At 41.4% G+C, this 18,106-nt stretch carries 14 protein-coding genes; all 14 read right to left on the bottom strand.

Features of this window, described 5'->3' with window-relative positions:
• Positions 1-492 precede the first annotated feature (492 nt).
• The gene (gene nqrF / locus MXE38_RS04220; RefSeq protein WP_246912192.1) at positions 493-1,722 is read right to left on the bottom strand and encodes an NADH:ubiquinone reductase (Na(+)-transporting) subunit F; all 1,230 of its coding nucleotides are present in this window, start codon (positions 1,720-1,722) and stop codon (positions 493-495) included.
• Positions 1,723-1,731: 9 nt separating this feature from the next.
• Positions 1,732-2,331, bottom strand: coding sequence for an NADH:ubiquinone reductase (Na(+)-transporting) subunit E (gene nqrE, locus MXE38_RS04215; protein ID WP_246912186.1), 600 nt, complete (start codon positions 2,329-2,331; stop codon positions 1,732-1,734).
• Positions 2,332-2,336: 5 nt separating this feature from the next.
• Entirely contained in the window at positions 2,337-2,996 is a 660-nt protein-coding gene (locus MXE38_RS04210) for an NADH:ubiquinone reductase (Na(+)-transporting) subunit D (protein ID WP_246912176.1), read from the bottom strand.
• Positions 2,997-3,779: a Na(+)-translocating NADH-quinone reductase subunit C gene (locus MXE38_RS04205; protein ID WP_246912173.1), complete on the bottom strand. Its 783-nt coding sequence runs from the start codon at positions 3,777-3,779 to the stop codon at positions 2,997-2,999.
• Positions 3,772-5,016, bottom strand: coding sequence for an NADH:ubiquinone reductase (Na(+)-transporting) subunit B (locus MXE38_RS04200; protein WP_348647357.1), 1,245 nt, complete (start codon positions 5,014-5,016; stop codon positions 3,772-3,774). Before MXE38_RS04200 ends, MXE38_RS04205 begins: the two co-directional genes overlap by 8 nt.
• Positions 5,017-5,019: 3 nt before the next feature.
• Complete coding sequence (locus MXE38_RS04195; protein ID WP_246912168.1) at positions 5,020-6,372, bottom strand: Na(+)-translocating NADH-quinone reductase subunit A; 1,353 nt, start codon at positions 6,370-6,372, stop codon at positions 5,020-5,022.
• Between the two features lie 1,594 nt (positions 6,373-7,966).
• Entirely contained in the window at positions 7,967-9,265 is a 1,299-nt protein-coding gene (locus tag MXE38_RS04190) for an AmpG family muropeptide MFS transporter (protein WP_246912165.1), read from the bottom strand.
• 123 nt (positions 9,266-9,388) lie between these two features.
• Positions 9,389-9,883: a YajQ family cyclic di-GMP-binding protein gene (locus MXE38_RS04185; protein WP_246912161.1), complete on the bottom strand. Its 495-nt coding sequence runs from the start codon at positions 9,881-9,883 to the stop codon at positions 9,389-9,391.
• 32 nt (positions 9,884-9,915) lie between these two features.
• On the bottom strand, positions 9,916-11,955 hold the full coding sequence (dxs, locus tag MXE38_RS04180) for a 1-deoxy-D-xylulose-5-phosphate synthase (protein WP_246912152.1): 2,040 nt from the start codon (positions 11,953-11,955) through the stop codon (positions 9,916-9,918).
• A 171-nt stretch (positions 11,956-12,126) separates the two neighbouring features.
• Positions 12,127-13,080, bottom strand: coding sequence for a polyprenyl synthetase family protein (locus MXE38_RS04175; RefSeq protein WP_246912146.1), 954 nt, complete (start codon positions 13,078-13,080; stop codon positions 12,127-12,129).
• Positions 13,081-13,108: 28 nt separating this feature from the next.
• A complete protein-coding gene (xseB, locus tag MXE38_RS04170; RefSeq protein WP_246912134.1) occupies positions 13,109-13,369 on the bottom strand; it encodes an exodeoxyribonuclease VII small subunit in 261 nt (86 codons plus the stop codon).
• Positions 13,370-13,609: 240 nt separating this feature from the next.
• Entirely contained in the window at positions 13,610-15,988 is a 2,379-nt protein-coding gene (pheT, locus tag MXE38_RS04165; protein WP_246912131.1) for a phenylalanine--tRNA ligase subunit beta, read from the bottom strand.
• 158 nt (positions 15,989-16,146) lie between these two features.
• Positions 16,147-17,130, bottom strand: coding sequence for a phenylalanine--tRNA ligase subunit alpha (gene pheS, locus MXE38_RS04160; RefSeq protein WP_246912129.1), 984 nt, complete (start codon positions 17,128-17,130; stop codon positions 16,147-16,149).
• 408 nt (positions 17,131-17,538) lie between these two features.
• Positions 17,539-18,096 carry a DJ-1 family glyoxalase III gene (locus MXE38_RS04155; protein WP_246912113.1) on the bottom strand — a complete coding sequence of 186 codons (558 nt, stop codon included), beginning with the start codon at positions 18,094-18,096 and terminating at the stop codon, positions 17,539-17,541.
• Positions 18,097-18,106: the final 10 nt, after the last annotated feature.

The raw sequence follows: 18,106 nt of genomic DNA, 5'->3' as shown, positions 1-18,106 counted from the left end.
CTAATTTCGTAAGTATCACGCATGACAACCCCCTAAAGTAAAGACATAAAGTATTAGTTTACAATATACACATATTTAATAAAATATGTTGTACCTAGTTTGTTCTTTTAATTTGTTGACAATTCCTTAGGCTCAAACAGCTTAGCAAGATAAATTAAGGCACATAATTGCAATGCAGCCCAGGCAAGGCAAGACTAGGAGGTGATTGGTTTGCCTTGGCACGGCTTGAATTGACTAAGTTAGCTGAGCAAGGACAGGCATTGATTGAGGATAAAGGGAGTTGCAAGGAAGGGCTGGGATGGCAAAGCTGAGCTCAGCGCAGCTGGCGCAGCGTAGCTTGGCGCAGCGCAGCAAGAACAGCCGTAGGATGGGCTTGTGTGGGCTGGTTTTGATAATTTTGCTAGGGATGAGGGCACAAAAAAAAGCCCTGCTATAGAGCAGGGCTTTTTTTTAGGTAGTGATTACTACCTCATGTGATTTCTTGAGCTAAGATTAGCCGCCGAAGTTATCGAAGAGGATGTTCTCGTCTTCAACACCTAAGCTGTGGAGCATATCCACACAAGACTTGGTCATCATTGGAGGACCACACATGTAGAACTCGCAGTCTTCTGGATTCTTGTGGTTCTTTAAGTAGTTCTCATAAAGAACATTGTGAATGAAGCCAGTTGCGCCAGTCCAGTTATCCTCTGGAAGAGGCTCAGATAAAGCTAAGTGCCAAGTGAAGTTTGGATGATCCTTAGCTAACTGATTGAACTCATCAACGTAGAATGCTTCCTTCATGGAACGAGCACCGTACCAGAAAGAAATGCGACGCTTAGAGTTAAGACGCTTTAACTGATCGAAGATGTGAGAACGCATTGGGGCCATACCAGCGCCACCACCGATGAAGACCATCTCATTATCAGTCTCACGGGCGAAGAACTCACCGAATGGACCAGAGATAGTTACCTTATCACCAGGCTTTAAGCTCCAAATGTAGGAGGACATGATACCTGGCTTAATTTCCTTCAACTGACGAAGAGGTGGGGTAGCAATACGCACGTTAAGCATAATGAGGCCCTTCTCTTCTGGGTAGTTAGCCATGGAGTAAGCACGGATAGAAGGCTCATCAACCTTGGAAACCAAGTCAAATAAGCCAAAGTGCTCCCAATCAGCACGATACTGCTCTGGGATATCAAAATCCTTGTAGTAAACAGTATGAGCTGGAGCTTCGATCTGAATGTAACCACCAGCGCGGAATGGAACTTCCTCGCCCTCAGGTACCTTCAAACGTAACTCTTTAATAAAGGTTGCTACGTTATCGTTAGAGATAACTTCACATTCCCACTTCTTAACACCGAAAATTTCGGCTGGTAATTCGATCTCACAGTCACTCTTTAAAGTAACCTGGCAAGCTAAACGCCAGCCTTCACGAATTTGACGCTTGGTAAAGTGAGAGAACTCAATAGGTAAAACGTCACCGCCACCCTTGGTAACCTTAACTTTACACTGGCCACAAGCACCACGACCACCGCAAGCTGAAGAAACGAAGATACCCTTATCGGATAAGTCGTTTAAGAGCTTGGTACCAGCCTGGCACTTAAAGCCTAAGGATTCATCACCATTAACACCAATGGTAATGTCTCCTGAATTTACTAAGAAGCGCTTAGCAATGAGGATCAAAGCAACTAAAACAGCTACTAAGACCACAAACATCACAACGCCTGAAACGATTGTAAACATGCTTACCCCTTAGAGCTGAATGCCTGAGAAGGACATGAAGCCAATAGCCATCAAACCAGAGGTGATGAATACTAAGCTTAAGCCACGTACGCCTGCTGGAGCATCAGAGTACTTTAAGCGCTCACGAATAGCGGATAAAAGTACTAAGGCAATTGCCCAAGAGCTACCAGAACCAAATGCGTAAACTACAGACTCAGCGAAGTTGTACTCACGCTGAACCATGAAGGATACACCTGCGAAGATAACGCAGTTTACAGTGATTAATGGTAAGAAAATACCTAATGCACTATAAAGAGATGGTACAAACTTGTCTAAGAACATTTCTAAGACTTGTACTAAAGCTGCGATAACACCAATGTAGGTAATGAAGCTTAAGAAAGAAAGGTCAAGACCCTCTACTAAAGCATTTGGCTTTAATACATAGGCATTTACCAAGTTGTTAACTGGTACAGCCAACATTTGAACCATGATAACGGCTGCGCCTAAGCCTGCAGAGGTAGTAACCTTCTTGGAAACTGCCAAGAAAGTACACATACCTAAGAAGAAGGCTAAAGCCATGTTCTCAATAAAGATACTCTTAACGAGCAGAGAAAGATAATGTTCTAACATCTGTATTAATCCTCTCTGTGAGTCTCGTACTCAGGCTGCTCAACTAAGTCCTTACGGAAGGTCTTAACAACCCAGATTAAGAGACCTACTAAGAAGAAGCCGCATGGTGGCATTACGAGCAAGCCGCATGGCACGTACCAACCGCCGTTATTAACAGTCTCTAATAAGGTGATGCCGAACCAAGAGCCAGAACCGAAGATTTCACGGATAGTGGCGATGGTGCATAACACCAACATATAACCGAGACCATTACCAATACCGTCCATTAAAGAGGTCATTGGTGGATACTTAAGAGCAAAGCCCTCAGTACGGCCCATAACGATACAGTTAGTAATAATCAGACCAACGTATACGGATAATTGCTTGGAAAGATCATAAGCAAAAGCCTTTAAGACCTGGTCAACCAAGATTACTAAAGAAGCAATAATGGTCATCTGAGCAATAATACGTACCGAGCTTGGAATGTAGTTACGAGTAAAAGATACTGCTAAGTTTGCAAGAGCACACACGCAAGTAACAGAAATACCCATAACGAAAGCTGTCTTCATAGAAGAAGTAACAGCTAGGGAAGAACAGATACCAAGAACCTGCACCATCACTGGGTTATTAGCGATGAGCGGATCTAAAAGTACCTCTTTCCAAGATGGAGTCTTAGCGTCACTCATTTAGAGCTCTCCCTTGCGAAGATTGTCTAAGAAGGCCTTGTAAGCAACGTTAAACCAGTAGTTAGCAGCGTTATCAACACCACGTGCGGTTAAAGTTGCACCAGTAAGACTATCTACGTCATAGTCCTTGCCTTCGCCATTGTGATCAGGAGTCTTAGTGATGTTGAAACCACGGCTGCCATCTTCACGAACAAGCTTCTTGTCTACCCATAAAGCCTGCCAGCGTGGGTTATCAATCTCACCACCTAAGCCTGGAGTCTCACCATGGCTGTAGAAGGTTACTGCCTTCATGGTATTGCCATCGGTATCAACAGCTAAATAGCCATATACGGTTGACCAAAGAGCCTGACCATAGAATGGAAGGATGTAGCGAACTACATTGCCGTTCTCATCCTTGGAGAGGTAGATTGGCATAACCTTGGTACGAGTACGAATACCAGCATAGTCTTCTTCAGCTGGGATAGCTACGTTGTAAGCTGGATCCTTAGCTAAAGATTGGAAATTGAAGCTATCAGCCTTGTTATCAGGATCGTCGATAAACTTACCAGTCTCAAGGTCTAAAAGCTTAGCCTCAATGTGGGCTTTGTAAGTTGCAGCAACAGAGCCTTTAACATCAAAGCCAGAAACACGTAAGATGTTTACCTGACGGTCATTGGCAATAGCGGCCTGTTGGAATGGACCTAATGCAACTACAGCACTGGAAACTACTACCGAGCAAACTAAACAGAAGCCGATAATAATAACAAAAGTGCCAAATACGGAGTCTTTATTGAGCTTAAGCACGAGCAAGTCTCCTCTTGATGTTGCGGTTGGTTGCTAAGTAGTCGAACAATGGAGCCCAGCAGTTAGCAAACAAGATGGCAAGCATCATGCCTTCTGGATAAGCAGGGTTTACGGTACGAATTAGCACAACCATGACACCGATTAAGATACCAAATGCCCACTTACCACCTTCGGTGAAGGAAGAAGACACTGGGTCGGTTGCCATAAATACAGTACCGAAAGCAAAACCACCTAATACTAAGTGCCAAATGAAGGTCATTGAGAACATGTAGTTGGTGTCAGAGCCTACGGCGTTGAAAATGGATGAGCATAAGAAAGCGCCGAGTAAGATACCAGCCATGATACGCCAAGAGGCAATACCAAGACCTACGATCATAACAGCACCTAAAATGATCATTAAGGTTGAACCTTCGCCTAAAGAGCCTGGGATGTTACCAATGAAGGCATCCATCCAAGTGATCTTCTCGCCTAAAGTGTTTACTAAGGCAGCCTCACCACCCTCGGCCCATTGAGCTAAAGGAGTAGCGCCAGAGAAACCATCAACTGGAACCCAGCAGTTGGTACCAGAGATGTTGGCAGGATATGCGAAGAATAAGAATGCACGACCAGTTAAGGCTGGGTTCATGAAGTTACGGCCAGTACCACCGAATACTTCCTTACCGATCACAACGCCAAAGGTAATACCTAAAGCAGCCTGCCATAAAGGAATGGTAGGAGGAACGATTAAGGCAAATAAAATGGAGGTAACGAAGAAGCCTTCGTTAACTTCGTGACCACGTACTAAGCAGAATAAAACTTCCCAGAATGCACCAACAACAAATACAGTGATGTAAATTGGTAAGAAGTATACAAAGCCAATTAAGAACTTTGAGCATACGCCTGCGTCAGCACCTAAAGAACCACCTAACATCTGAACGATAGCATAGTGGTAGTCAGCACTAAATAAAGCATAACTAGTGGAAGCTACCTCAGCACCGTTATCCATGGTGGAAAGAGCCATAATGGTTTGATCGCCTACGTTGAACCAACCATAGATCATAGCTGGGAACACAGCGAAGAAAACAATAATCATGATGCGCTTTAAGTCAATATAGTCACGCACATGAGTATTGCCAGTAGTTACCTTACCAGATGAGAAAAGTAAGGTGAACTGAGCTTCGTAGAGAGGGTAAAGCTTCTCGAGGATGCCGCCCTTCTCAAACATTGGAGCAATTTTCTTAAAGAGACCTAACAACACGTATTAACCCTCCAGCTCAATCTTAGTTAAGCTACGACGTAAGAGGCGACCGTAGTCAGTCTTACCTGGACATACGTAGGTGCATAAAGCTACGTCTTCTTCAGAGAGCTCTAAACAGCCTAAAAGCTTAGCCTGATCAACATCATTGATCTCAATGGAGCGTAATAACATAGTTGGTTCCATATCGAGAGGGAATACTCTCTCATACTGACCAATTGGCACCATTGGACGGCTACCGCCATTAACAGCAGTATTGAAGATATACTCAGCAGGCTTGAAGAAAGCAGAAGCAAAAGCACGGGAGGCTGAATGACGCTTTAGACCTAAGCCTAACCAGCTCTTGTGTAAGAGCTCATTCATCTTACCTTCTTCTAAAATGGATACTTGGCTGTGGTAGCGGCCTAAATAAGCAAAGGCACCAACAGCGTTGTTACCCCAAAGCACGGAGCCAGAAATAACACGTACGCCATACTCAGAAGGAATAACCTCATTTGCGCTTAACTCGGCAATAGAAGCACCTAAAATGGTCTCTACAACACGAGGATCCTTAGCATTTGGACCAGCAATAGAGATTACGCGCTTGTTATAAAGCTCGCCTTCTACAAAGAGGTGACCGATAGCAATTACGTCTTGGTAATTGATGTGCCATACAGTCTTAGTCTCAGATACAGGATCTAAGAAATGAATGTGGGTACCTGCTAGACCAGCTGGGTGAGGACCTTCAAACATCTCCTCTTTTACGTTTGGTGCATCGCATAATGGCACAGAGTGAGCATCATGGCATACATAAACAGTAACACCTAAACGGCTTAACACAGTTAAACCATTCTTAAATGCTTCTGCCTTAGCTGCGATCACTGGACGTGGGTCAGCTGCTAATGGATTGGTATCCATAGCAGTTACGAAGATGGAGTGAGGTAAGCTGTTTACATGAGGTACCTTATCGTAAGGACGGGTACGTAATGCAGTCCACATACCAGACTCGATGAGCTCGCTCTTGACATCTTCAAGAGAAAGTTCAGCAAGCTTATCAGCAGGGGTCTTCTTAAATTCAACACCCTTTACTGACTCATCTACTTCGATAACGATTGACTGGAATGCTCTACGCTCGCCGCGGTTGACTGCAACAACAGTACCAGAGGCTGGAGCGGTAAAACGTGTTCCAGGGTTTTTCTTATCCTCGAACAGTACCTGGCCCTTTTTAACAGCTGAACCAACTTCAACAGCCATGGAAGGACGCAAACCAGGGTAATCACTGCCAATAAGGCCAACGTGCTTAACCTCTGGACATGCGCCTATAGACTGATCAGGTTGGCCGCTAATAGGCAGATCCAATCCTTTTTTGATGTTAATCATAGGCGGTTCCAATACAAAACTTTTTAGGAGATAAACTCCACTTACTTCAGACTAGCCTCTATAGCAGACTCTCAAGGAGCTCATTACTTATAAAACAACACTTAGTAGCACAAAGCCCTATCTTATTGCCTTATCAGTCCTAATATTGATTGCCCTTATCAACCTATCTTAAGTTTGCACCTAAGCACCCAGTCATAAGAACAATTACATAAGGACAAGTAACCAAGCATTGTACCTTTCACTGTACTCTAGCAATGACAAACATCCATGCAAAATAGATCTAACTTAAAAAGCTAAACCACCTTGATGGATATTCATAGCCATACCGAAATATGACTAAATGAAATTGAATTTTTAAATGAGACCTTATGACACTCTTAGACAAAATCTTATTTGCTTTACAACCAATAGACCTATGTCAAAGCGCATAGACAAATACTGCCAATCGCTAGCTAAATTCTTAATTAGGCGCTCACCGCTCTGAACATACAGCTCTTAATAGAGGTTTGTTTGAATAAACTAACAAACGCTCAAGCTAGCTTGTACAGGCGCACACGCTTTGCTAAGCATTCAAACTATTGATTGTTAGCACTAATAGGCAACTGAGTGCAAAATCTTTAAAATAAAGTCTGAAAAATTCAAGCAAAATTTAGAAAAAATAAGGCCTACATACACGAAAAAATACATAAGCCCCGTCTTTATCTTCATAACTTGCTAGAAATATTATCTTTTGTTCACGTGCACTATTTTAGCCGTAGCTAAAACACCACCCATCAACAAAGATAAATAGAGTGTAAAAGGTACCCACTCTAGCTACTAGAGGTAGGCATCAAGCTTCAAATTTTACCACAAAATCAATTGGTTATATATGCTTAGTAGTGCTAAGCTCTCGCCTTTTGTGACGAAGTTTGAAAAAACATTAAGCCCTAAAAATTAGCTTTTTTAACCCAAATAATTAGTCAATCAGGTTAACTAAATCGTCCTTAAAAAAGCACCACCCTAGCTACCACCTATATCTGTATCTAATAAAAAGCATGCTTGTGCTTTAAAATAGTGCCTCTTAAAGCACAAATAACCGCTTAATCACCCCTGATAAACAAATAAATTTAGTCATATTGATAGCAATCGCACTAAATTCAAAACCACTTCTAAGAGCCCTAAAAGCAAGGTCTATTTGATTTATTATAAGTTTTTCTTATAGTTCATAATCTTGTATGACAATTACCAAATTGGTGCAAATTTCAGCTCAAAAAATCTAAATGCACCACCACAACCAAACATTTTCACCACCATAGCAACTTACTCCATACTTACCAACGCACTTACACTCTCTGCCCAAACGCTTGTAAAAAGGAACGTCAGGATACAAGTTTGTACTTACCAGCTTGATGGGCTTACTACTAGGATCCCATCTTTAATAAAAGCAAATTAGGATCGCCCCATCACCTATGACAGCTTGCTATGGTTCTAAGCTGTCATAGGTGAGAGGGTAGATTTAAAAGGCAGGGGAGAGCCAGCAAACTAGCAGCTAGCAAGCTAGCTAGCTGTAAGCTTGCTGCACGCAAGCGTGCTAGTTGCTAGGTTGCGAGGGTGGTTAATTCTTTTGGGAAAAAGGTGCTACTTTAAAGAGCAAAAGCATGCCTGGGATGGCTAGCACGGTACATAAAATAAAGAAGTTTTCCCAGCCTAGGCCTTCTACTAAATAGCCTGTGACGGCATTACAAAAGGTACGAGGAATGGCTGAAAAGCTGGTGAGCAAGGCCAATTGGGTTGCAGTATAAGCAGGGTTGGTCTCTTTAGCTAAGAAAGCTACAAATGCAGCTGTGCCCAGGCCACCACCGCCATACTCACATACTAGCACTAAAGAGAGTAACCACACCGAAGGTGTTTCATGAGCACCTAATCTAGCTAGCAATACAAATCCTAAAATGGTAATCAGTTGAATAAAACCAAAAACCCATAAAGCTCGGTTAATACCAAGCTTAAGCATAAATACGCCGCCTAATAGTCCACCTACTACTGTTGACCACAGACCTACGTTTTTAGCAACAATGCCAATGGTAGTGAGGTTATAGCCTAAATCCATATAAAAAGGAGTAGCTAGCGCTAAAGCCATTGAGTCGCCAATCTTATATAAGAAGACAAAACAAACGATAAAAATAGCAGCTTTTACGCCACGACGATAAATAAATTCGGCAAAAGGCTCAACAATAGCAGCCTTTAAAGTACGAGGAGCATGGGAGCAATTTTGCTCTTTTAAAAAGAAAGACAGCAATAAGCAAGGGATTAAACAGCCTGCGGTAAAGTTAAATACTGTAGTCCATGAAAAGTAATCAGCCATAATTAATGACACACCGCCAGGAATTAAACCTGCTACACGATAAGCATTAACAAAGATGGCATTACCTAAACCCAGCTCATTATCAGGTAAGAACTCACGACGATAGGCATCAAGCACAATATCTTGAGTGGCAGAGGCAAAAGCAACCACAGTAGCCAATACTGCTACCGTAATAATTGATTCTTGAGGATTGACATATCCTAGTGAGGCAATAGCAACAATGAGGGCTATTTGAGATACGATAATCCATCCTTTGCGGCGACCTAATTTAAAAACCTCATAACGGTCGATAAAAGGAGCCCAGACAAATTTCCAGGTATAAGGAATCATCATTAAAGAAAAAGCACCTATAACCTTAAGATCTAGGCCCTCTTTTCTTAAATAGGCTGATAACAAATTAATCAGCACAAATAAAGGCATACCAGAGGCAAAACCAGTTACCACGCATATACCCATACGCTTTGAGAAGATCTCTTTTAACATCCCCATAAAGCCATCATTGTTCTTAGCGTTATTATTCTCTTTAGCAGGATTATCATTGGATACAGACATGGCAAAGCCTAATTTAGACAAAATTTACGAAACAATACTCACCAATAAAAAAGCCGCACATTATGACTAGTGATAGCCTATATGTGCGGCCTTATTCCGCTCTTTTAGACTTAAATAAAGTGACTAATCACGGAAGTTAGTAAATTGTAGTGGCTGGCCTAATTCGCTCATCTTAGCCTTTACAGCAGCAATGGCAGCTTGAAGATCATCACGCTTTTTACCCTGAACACGAACGGTGTCGTCATTCATCTTAGCATCAACTTTGATCTTCTCTTCCTTGATAAGTTTAACAATTTTCTTGCCTAACTCTTTATCAATACCCTCTTTGAAGGCTACTTGCTGTAAGGATTTTTTACCAGAACGAGTAATGTCCTTAAACTCGGCACAACCAACATCAATACCACGCTTAATTAGCTTTTGGGTAAGAATGTCGTCCATTTGTTGGATTTGGAACTCTTCGTCAGCCTCAAGCTTAACTAAGTTTTCAGTCTTTACTAAAGTATAAGAGGCTTCTACACCACGAAAATCATAGCGAGTTTGTAACTCACGATTAGCATTATCTACTGCATTCTGGAGCTCATCTTTTTTAAGCTCAGAAACAATATCAAAAGAAGGCATATTACACTCCCATATATCAGAAAAAATGAAAATTATAATGAATCTATTTCCTGGCTAATAGTGCTTATTAGGCTATCGCTATCAATGCCTAAAGATTTTAGCAATTGATTGCGGTCACCTTCCATAATAAATCTATCAGGTAAGCCAATATTAAACACTTTAGCTTTAGATGCGCCCTTTAATGCTGCCACTAAGGAGCCAATATGTTCGCCTACACCGCCAAGTTTAGCACCCTCTTCAAAGGTAACTAATAAATCATAATTATAGGCCAAATAACTAATTAGCTGCTCATCAACAGGCTTGATAAAGCGCATATCAAATAAGGTTAAATCTTGCTCTTGAGCAAATTGCTCTAAGGATAAAGCTACAGGACCATAAACTAATAAGGCCACCTTATGCTTTTTACCTAAAGCACTAGGAGCTATATTAGCTTTATCCTCTAATAAACTATTTTCAAGCTCATAAAGCTCATAATTTTGAGCGTTATTATCTTGTAGTGAGGCCTTTACTTGCTCTTGCTCAAAAGTACTTAAGTTAAGAGCCTTAGCCTGGCCAATCTTAAAGCACTTATCTAAGCTTAAGCGCTCCTCTTTTGCATTTTCACCAGTGCCTACCATTAGTGACTCACCAGTAGCTCTTGGGTAGCGAATGACACTTGGTTTACCATAAGCATAGGCAGTGTTGAGCATATAGTAAAGATCATGACGTGAACTTGGAGCCATAATTAATAAATTAGGCACAGTTCTACTATAGGCAATATCAAAAGCGCCATTATGGGTAGGTCCATCTGAACCTACAATACCACCACGATCTAAACATAAAATGATTGGCAGATCTTGAATAGCCATATCATGGATCAGTCCATCATAAGCTCTTTGCATAAAGGTGGAGTAAATATTCACCACAGGGCGCATACCACCTGCAGCAAGTCCTGAGGCAAAGACCATAGCATGTTGCTCAGCAATAGCCACATCAAAGAATTGATGAGGATAACGTTCGGCAAATTTTACTAAACCTGAGCCAATTCTCATGGCAGGAGTTACGGCCATTAACTTGCGATCGGCTACCGCCTTATCACACATCCAACGACCAAAGGCGGCTGAGTATGATTTATCTTCGCTAGAACCGTTAGAGCAAATACCCTCTTGTGGATTAAAGGCGGGTACACCATGATAGCAAATAGGATCGCGCTCAGCAGGCTCATAGCCTTTACCTTTTTTGGTAACAACATGTAAGAAAGTCAAACCTGACATTTCTTTTACATTTTCTAAAATGCTCTCTAAGCGATTAACATCATGACCGTCCACAGGGCCAATGTAGTTAAAGCCAAATTCTTCAAACATAGTGCCAGGCATAATCATGCCCTTTACATGTTCTTGAGCACGCAAAGCAAAGTCTTTTACTGCTGGCAGAGAATGTAAAATTCTTTTACCACCCTCCACTAACTTGACATAGTGAGGGCTAGAAATAACGTGAGATAGGCCTTGAGCAATACTGCCAACATTCTCTGAAATGCTCATTTCATTGTCATTGAGAATGACAGTAAGATCGATGTCTTTAAACGATCCTGCATGATTTAAGGCCTCAAAAGCACAACCGCCTGATAAGGCACCATCACCAATAATGGCTACTACCTTACGGCGTTGCTCTTTAGGCTTGTTTCGCTCAGCTACTGCCAAACCCAACGCTGAACCAATAGAAGTTGAGGCATGTCCTGTAGTTATCAGGTCATAAGGGGTCTCATTACGCCAAATAAAAGCATGCAAACCATTGTATTGACGAATAGTAGCAAGCTCTTTTCTGTGGCCTGTAAGAATCTTATGAGGATAGGCCTGATGGCCTACATCCCATACTAAAATATCATGAGGAGTATCATATACATAATGCAAAGCAACAGTAAGCTCAACCACACCTAAACCAGATGCTAAGTGGCCTGCTGTTTTACTAATAGTATCAATAATGCAAGTTCTTACCTCATCACATAGTTGAGGCAATTGAGTGCGAGCTAAGGCACGAACATCGCTAGCATCGTTAATGTGATCTAAAAGCTTATAAGTATTAGTATCTTCCACAACATTAAGAACTATAAAGATAGCACTAAAATACTGACTTTATAGTAATCCCCTCATAGCAAAATAACCTACCAGGCCCTAATCATCAAACAACTACTGATCTTAACTAAGGCTTGAAACAATCACTCGTCTATCAGCGCCCGCTCCACATAGAAAGTTGGCGCTTTATTATTAGTGATCACGACTTACAGTAAACTGAGCAAACTGCTTAAGAATAGAAGTATCTGCACTAATTGGCTTTAAACATTCTTGAGCTTCTAGCGCTAGTTTTTGAGCATAACTTTTAGCTTCTTCTAAACCTAATAAAGAGACATAAGTGCTCTTTTGTAAAGACTCATCAGAACCTACTGTCTTACCTAATACTGCACTATCACCTGCTACATCCAAAACATCATCCCATACTTGGAAAGCTAGACCAACCTTTTTGCCATAGTCACTTAAGCACTTAAAGTCACGTGACATATGAGGGTTCTCAACTAGGCCCATAGCATTAGCGATGGCATCGGTTTGCTGGTTTTCATAAGCCTCTTGGTAACGGGAGGCCATAAAACCTAATTGGACAGCACAAGTAATTAAAGCTCCTGTCTTTAAAGAATGGAGCTTTTCGAGCTGTTCTTGTGGTAGGTGCTGATGCTCAGCCTTTAAATCTAAAGCTTGACCACCACACATACCCTCAAAACCTGAGGCCTTGGCTAAACAAGCGCACATTCTGCCCTTAACATCTAAAGACAGATGGCAGTTAGCATCAGTCAATAAGTCAAAAGCTAAAGCTTGCAAAGTATCTCCTGCTAATAAAGCAGTAGCACTACCATATTTAGCATGCACAGTAGGATGACCACGACGTAACATATCATTATCCATTTCTGGCATGTCATCGTGGATTAAGGAATAAGCGTGAATACACTCAATAGCTGCTGCTACATAATCTAGATTACGCTTTGATCCTCCAAAAGCGCTACCTGTAGCATAGACTAATAGCGGACGAGCTCTTTTGCCTCCTAACAACAAGGCATATTCCATAGCCTCTTTAAGCTCACTTGGCTCACTTGGTAAGCTCTTGAGCTTTTCTTTTAAGCAGTTATTTACTCGCTCTTGAACCAGTTTGAAGTACTCGCTTAATTCCATTTGGCAATCTTCTCTTATCTATCTAATGTTAGTAACGGTTATTACCGCCTAAAGCCACATCACTATTGTTAAGCTCATCCATGGCTTGCTTAGCCTGCTGGCGAACCATATTAACCTTGCGAGTCATTTCATTCATACTTTTACGGCACTCAACAGCTAAGCTCATGCCCTCAGAATAGCGACTAATAGCCTCATCAATTGAGATGTTTTGATCCTCAAGTGATTGAACTAATTGCTCTAACTTAGCAATATTTTGATCTAAGCTTTTTAAACCATTTTCATTTGACATACGGTACACCTCTGTTCCTAATACGTCTTTTTATATATAAAAGCTGCAAGCTTAAACTTTAAGTTTAAGCTTGCAACTCTTATTTAGATAAATAATCTTAATCGAATGACAAAATTAAGCACATTAAATTCAATTTTATGAAGGAGGCCGCATAAGCGGCCTCTATATCGTTTTGCTTTCAACTCAATAAGCTTAACTTATAGAACTAAAAACAAAGAGAGATTTTTTTGACAAATGTGATTATTCGCGTAAAGTAGCACCAAACTTGGTCTTTACAGACTCTAAAATCTTAGCTACTACGCCCTCTACCTCAGCATCCTCTAAGGTATGGTCGTTGTCGTGTAAGGTTACACCTAAGGCTAAAGAGCGCTTGTCACCTAAAGACTCAGACTCAAAAACGTCGAAAATAGTAACATCAGTTACTAAATTACCACCTACAGCACGGATGTCAGCAGTTAAGTCGCTAGCATGAACTTGCTTATCTAATACGAAAGCAAAGTCACGACGTACAGATGGGAACTTAGAAATTTCTTTAGCTAAAGGAATTACTCTCTTATCTAAAGCACTGCGCTCAATTTCAAAGACAGCAACAGGAGTCTTAAAGCCTAAGTCCTTTTGAGCTTGAGGGTGTAACATACCTACTACACCAACCTTGCGGCCATCTAAGTATAAGTCAGCACCTTGACCTGGATGTAAGAATGGGCATTGAGTTACCTTCCACTCATAATCCTGAGCACGAGCGGTTAAAGCTAATAAAGCCTCAACATCACCCTTGATATCAAAGAAATCAATATGGCGTGACTTTTGAGTCCAGTTCTCAACCTCAGGATCACCAATAGCAATACCTGCAATCATAGGCTCTTGGCGTACGCCATTTTCAGCAGCGCTATCTTGTACATAGCTTAAGCCTAGCTCAAATAAACGTACACGCTTTTGCTGACGGTTTACATTGTACTTAGCCACTAAAGATAAACCAGCTAATAAGGTAGTTCTCATAGCTGACATTTCAACAGAAATAGGAGTGGAAAGTACTAATGGCTCGAGATCATTAAATACCTTTAAAGTCTTTGGATCAGTAAAGGAGTAAGTAATGGCCTCTTGATAACCAGATTGTACTAAGCTGTGTCTTAAAGCACGCTCGTTTAATACCTCTTCCTTCTCAGCAGACATAATCATAGTAGCTACAGGAATGGTATTTGGAATGTTGTTGTAACCGTAAATACGGGCAACTTCCTCAATTAAGTCCTCTTCAATTTCGATATCGAAACGGAATGATGGAGCGGTAGTGCTAAAGCCACCCTCAATAGCAACAGGGTTTAAGCCTAAGGTAGTTAAAATACGCTCTACTTCATCAGCTGGAATTTCACAGCCTAAGATCTTGTTTAAGCGCTCAAGACGTAAAGTAATTTGATGATCATTCTTTAACTTAGACTCATCAACACACTCAACTACAGGGCCAGCCTGACCACCAGCAATTTCGATTAATAACTGTGTGGCTCGCTCCATAGCACGCATTTGTAACTTAGGATCAACACCACGCTCAAAACGGTGGCTAGCGTCAGTCTTAAGACCATAATGACGTGCACGGCCCTTAATAGCTAAAGGAGAGAAGAAAGCAGCCTCTAAGAAGACATCCTTAGTCTCGCTATTAATACCAGAGCTTTCACCACCAAAGATACCAGCTAAGCCTAATGGGCCAGTGCTATCGGCAATAACTAAAGTATTTGCAGTTAAATCTACTTGCTCACCTGAGAGTAATACTAACTTCTCACCCTCTTTAGCAAAGCGTACTACGATGCCATCGTGAAGACGGTTAAGATCAAAAGAGTGTAGTGGCTGACCTAACTCAATCATTACATAGTTAGTAACGTCCACAATTGGAGATACAGAGCGAATACCACAACGGCGGAGCTTCTCTACCATCCATACAGGGCTGTGAGCCTGTTGGTTAACGCCACGAATCACACGACCTAAATAACGTGGACAGGCCTCAGTATCCTCTACCTTAACAGGGAAGGTATCTTCAATAGTGCTTGGTACTGCCTTGCACTCAACTTCCTTGAGTTCACCCTTAGTTAATACTGCTACTTCACGAGCAATACCACGAATGGATAAGCAGTCTGGACGGTTGGTAGTTAAATCTACATCAATAGTATGATCGTTTAACTGTAAGTAATCGTGAAGATCCATACCAATAGGTGCATCTTCTGGCAACTCAATAATGCCATCAGACTCTTCGGCCATGCCTAACTCTTTGTAAGAGCACAACATACCGTGAGACTCAACACCACGTAACTTAGCATCTTTAATGGTAATGCCAGGTAAGTGAGCACCTACCATAGAGCAAGCTACCTTAAGGCCAGTACGGCAGTTAGCAGCACCACATACGATCTGAATAAGCTCACCAGTACCAGCATCAATCTTGGTTACATGGAGGTGGTCAGAATCTGGGTGATCAACACACTCTACTACCTTGGCTACTACTACACCATCAAACTGAGCGCAGACACTTTCACAAGTATCAACTTCTAAACCAGCCATGGTAATGGTATCGGAAATTTCCTGAGCGCTTAAGGAGTTAACAACCCACTCATCAACCCAGCTTTTATTAAACTTCATATTTTTTTCTCTTGAGCAACTTAAACCACAAATTAACCTTAAATTAGTCTCTAACTAACTCACCTAACTTAAGTGCTGTACTTAAGGTTTAATCACTTGTGGTTAATCTGTGCTCTAATAACAAAGATTAGAGCGCTTTGGTATGCAAATTACTAACTTTAGGCAAACTGCTTTAAGAAACGTAAGTCGTTTTCAAAGAAAGCACGGAGATCTTTTACGCCATAACGTAACATGGTTAGACGCTCAATACCCATACCAAAAGCAAAGCCGTTATATTCTTGAGGATCAATGCCTACATTACGTAATACATTAGGGTGCACCATACCACAACCTAATACCTCAAGCCACTTGCCACCCTTTCTACGTACGTCAACCTCAGCAGAAGGCTCAGTAAAAGGGAAGTAAGAAGGACGGAAACGAACCTCAAGCTCTTCTTCAAAGAACTTTTGTAAGAACTCGTAAATCACACCCTTTAAATCAGCAAAGGATACGTTCTTATCTACGTATAAACCCTCAATCTGGTGGAACATTGGGGTGTGAGTCATATCGTAATCGTTACGATATACACGGCCTGGAGAAATAATACGAATTGGTGGAGCCTTCTTTTCCATAGTACGAATTTGTACTGAAGAGGTTTGAGAACGGAGTAACAAACCATTTGGGAACATGAAGGTATCGTGGCTATCACGAGCTGGGTGATGTGGTGGTAAGTTTAAGGCATCGAAATTATGATAGTCATCTTCAATTTCTGGACCAGAAGCCACCTCAAAGCCCATAGAACCAAAGAGCTCAGTTAAGCGCTCAATAGTACGAGTGACAGGGTGTAAGGTACCAACATCACGATGACGGCTTGGTAAAGTGATATCAACTTTCTCACTGGCAAGCTTAGCATCAAGAGCTGCCTTTTCTAATTGAGCACGACGTTGTTCGATTGCTGCTACAACTTCTTGCTTAGCCTCGTTGATGACAGCACCACGCTGAGGGCGCTCGCTTGCATCAAGCTTGGCCAGTTCTTTCATAAACTCTGCAAACAAGCCTTTCTTGCCTAAGTAATTTACTCGAACTGCATCTAAATCTTGCAGATTTTGGACACCTTGAGCGGCGGCTATGCCTTCTTGTTTAGCCTGAACTAGCTTATCCATGAAAAAAAACCGTATAAATATCTAAATCAACCAGCTTAAGTATCAAAACATACTTAAACTAAAAACACATATTGACCTTAAAGGTCATGTAAGCTCTTAGCTACTGACATAGGGGAGAACACCACAAGAGGTGATCTTTCCTATGTCAGTACCAATAATGATTCATTATTGGCCTTCTAAGAACTAATTTAACAAAGAAAGCTTTAATAATGCTTAGCACTATCAAATAAGCTTCACTGTAAACAAAAAAATTTTACAAGCTAATAATTATCGCACGCTTGCATTTAAATCGCAAAAAAATGGCTTTTGGCCAAATAAGAGAGCTTAAAAAAGAAAAAAGCTCCAGCTAAATAAATTATAGCTTGGAGCTTTTTCCCTTATTTGCACTGTTTAAGTACTAAATTAAGCTTAATCATTAAAGAGCATGCCAGTCTTCACTTGCTCTACCTTATCAAAAGGTACTAACACCTCTAAACAAGCAAGACCAAACTCAATGGATAAGGCAGGGCCCTTACCAGTTACTAACTTATAATCACGATCAATGTAAGTATTAGTATTGGTATAGTGCTTAATATCATCACTGCAGCCTGGGTAGCCAGTAGCTTTGGCCTCACCAATTAGATCGTGCTTAGCAAGCACAAAACCAGGGGCAGCACAAATAGCGCCGATATAACGTCCGCCAGCCTTCTGCTCTTTTAGCATGGTAACTAAGGTTGTGCATTGAGCACAGTTTTTTGAACCCTCAAGACCACCAGGAATAATGATCATGTCGTAAACATCATTGCACTCACTAATGTGCTTATCGCACACTACTTTCATACCATGAGATAAAGTTACCTCTTTAGAGCCATCTTTAGTAATAGCAGCACGGGTAACAGATACGCCACCACGATCTAAAATTGAAGCTACGCTAGTAGCCTCCATGTCCTCAGAGCCATTAGCAAAAGCAATCAATGCGCTAACCATATTCATAAAC

Origin of the sequence: Anaerobiospirillum sp. NML120448, assembly GCF_023050945.1 — a bacterium.
In the GTDB taxonomy this organism is placed as follows: Bacteria; Pseudomonadota; Gammaproteobacteria; order Enterobacterales; family Succinivibrionaceae; genus Anaerobiospirillum.
The sequence above is the reverse complement of the archived record's forward strand: the minus strand, read 5'-3'. Positions and strand labels throughout refer to the sequence as shown.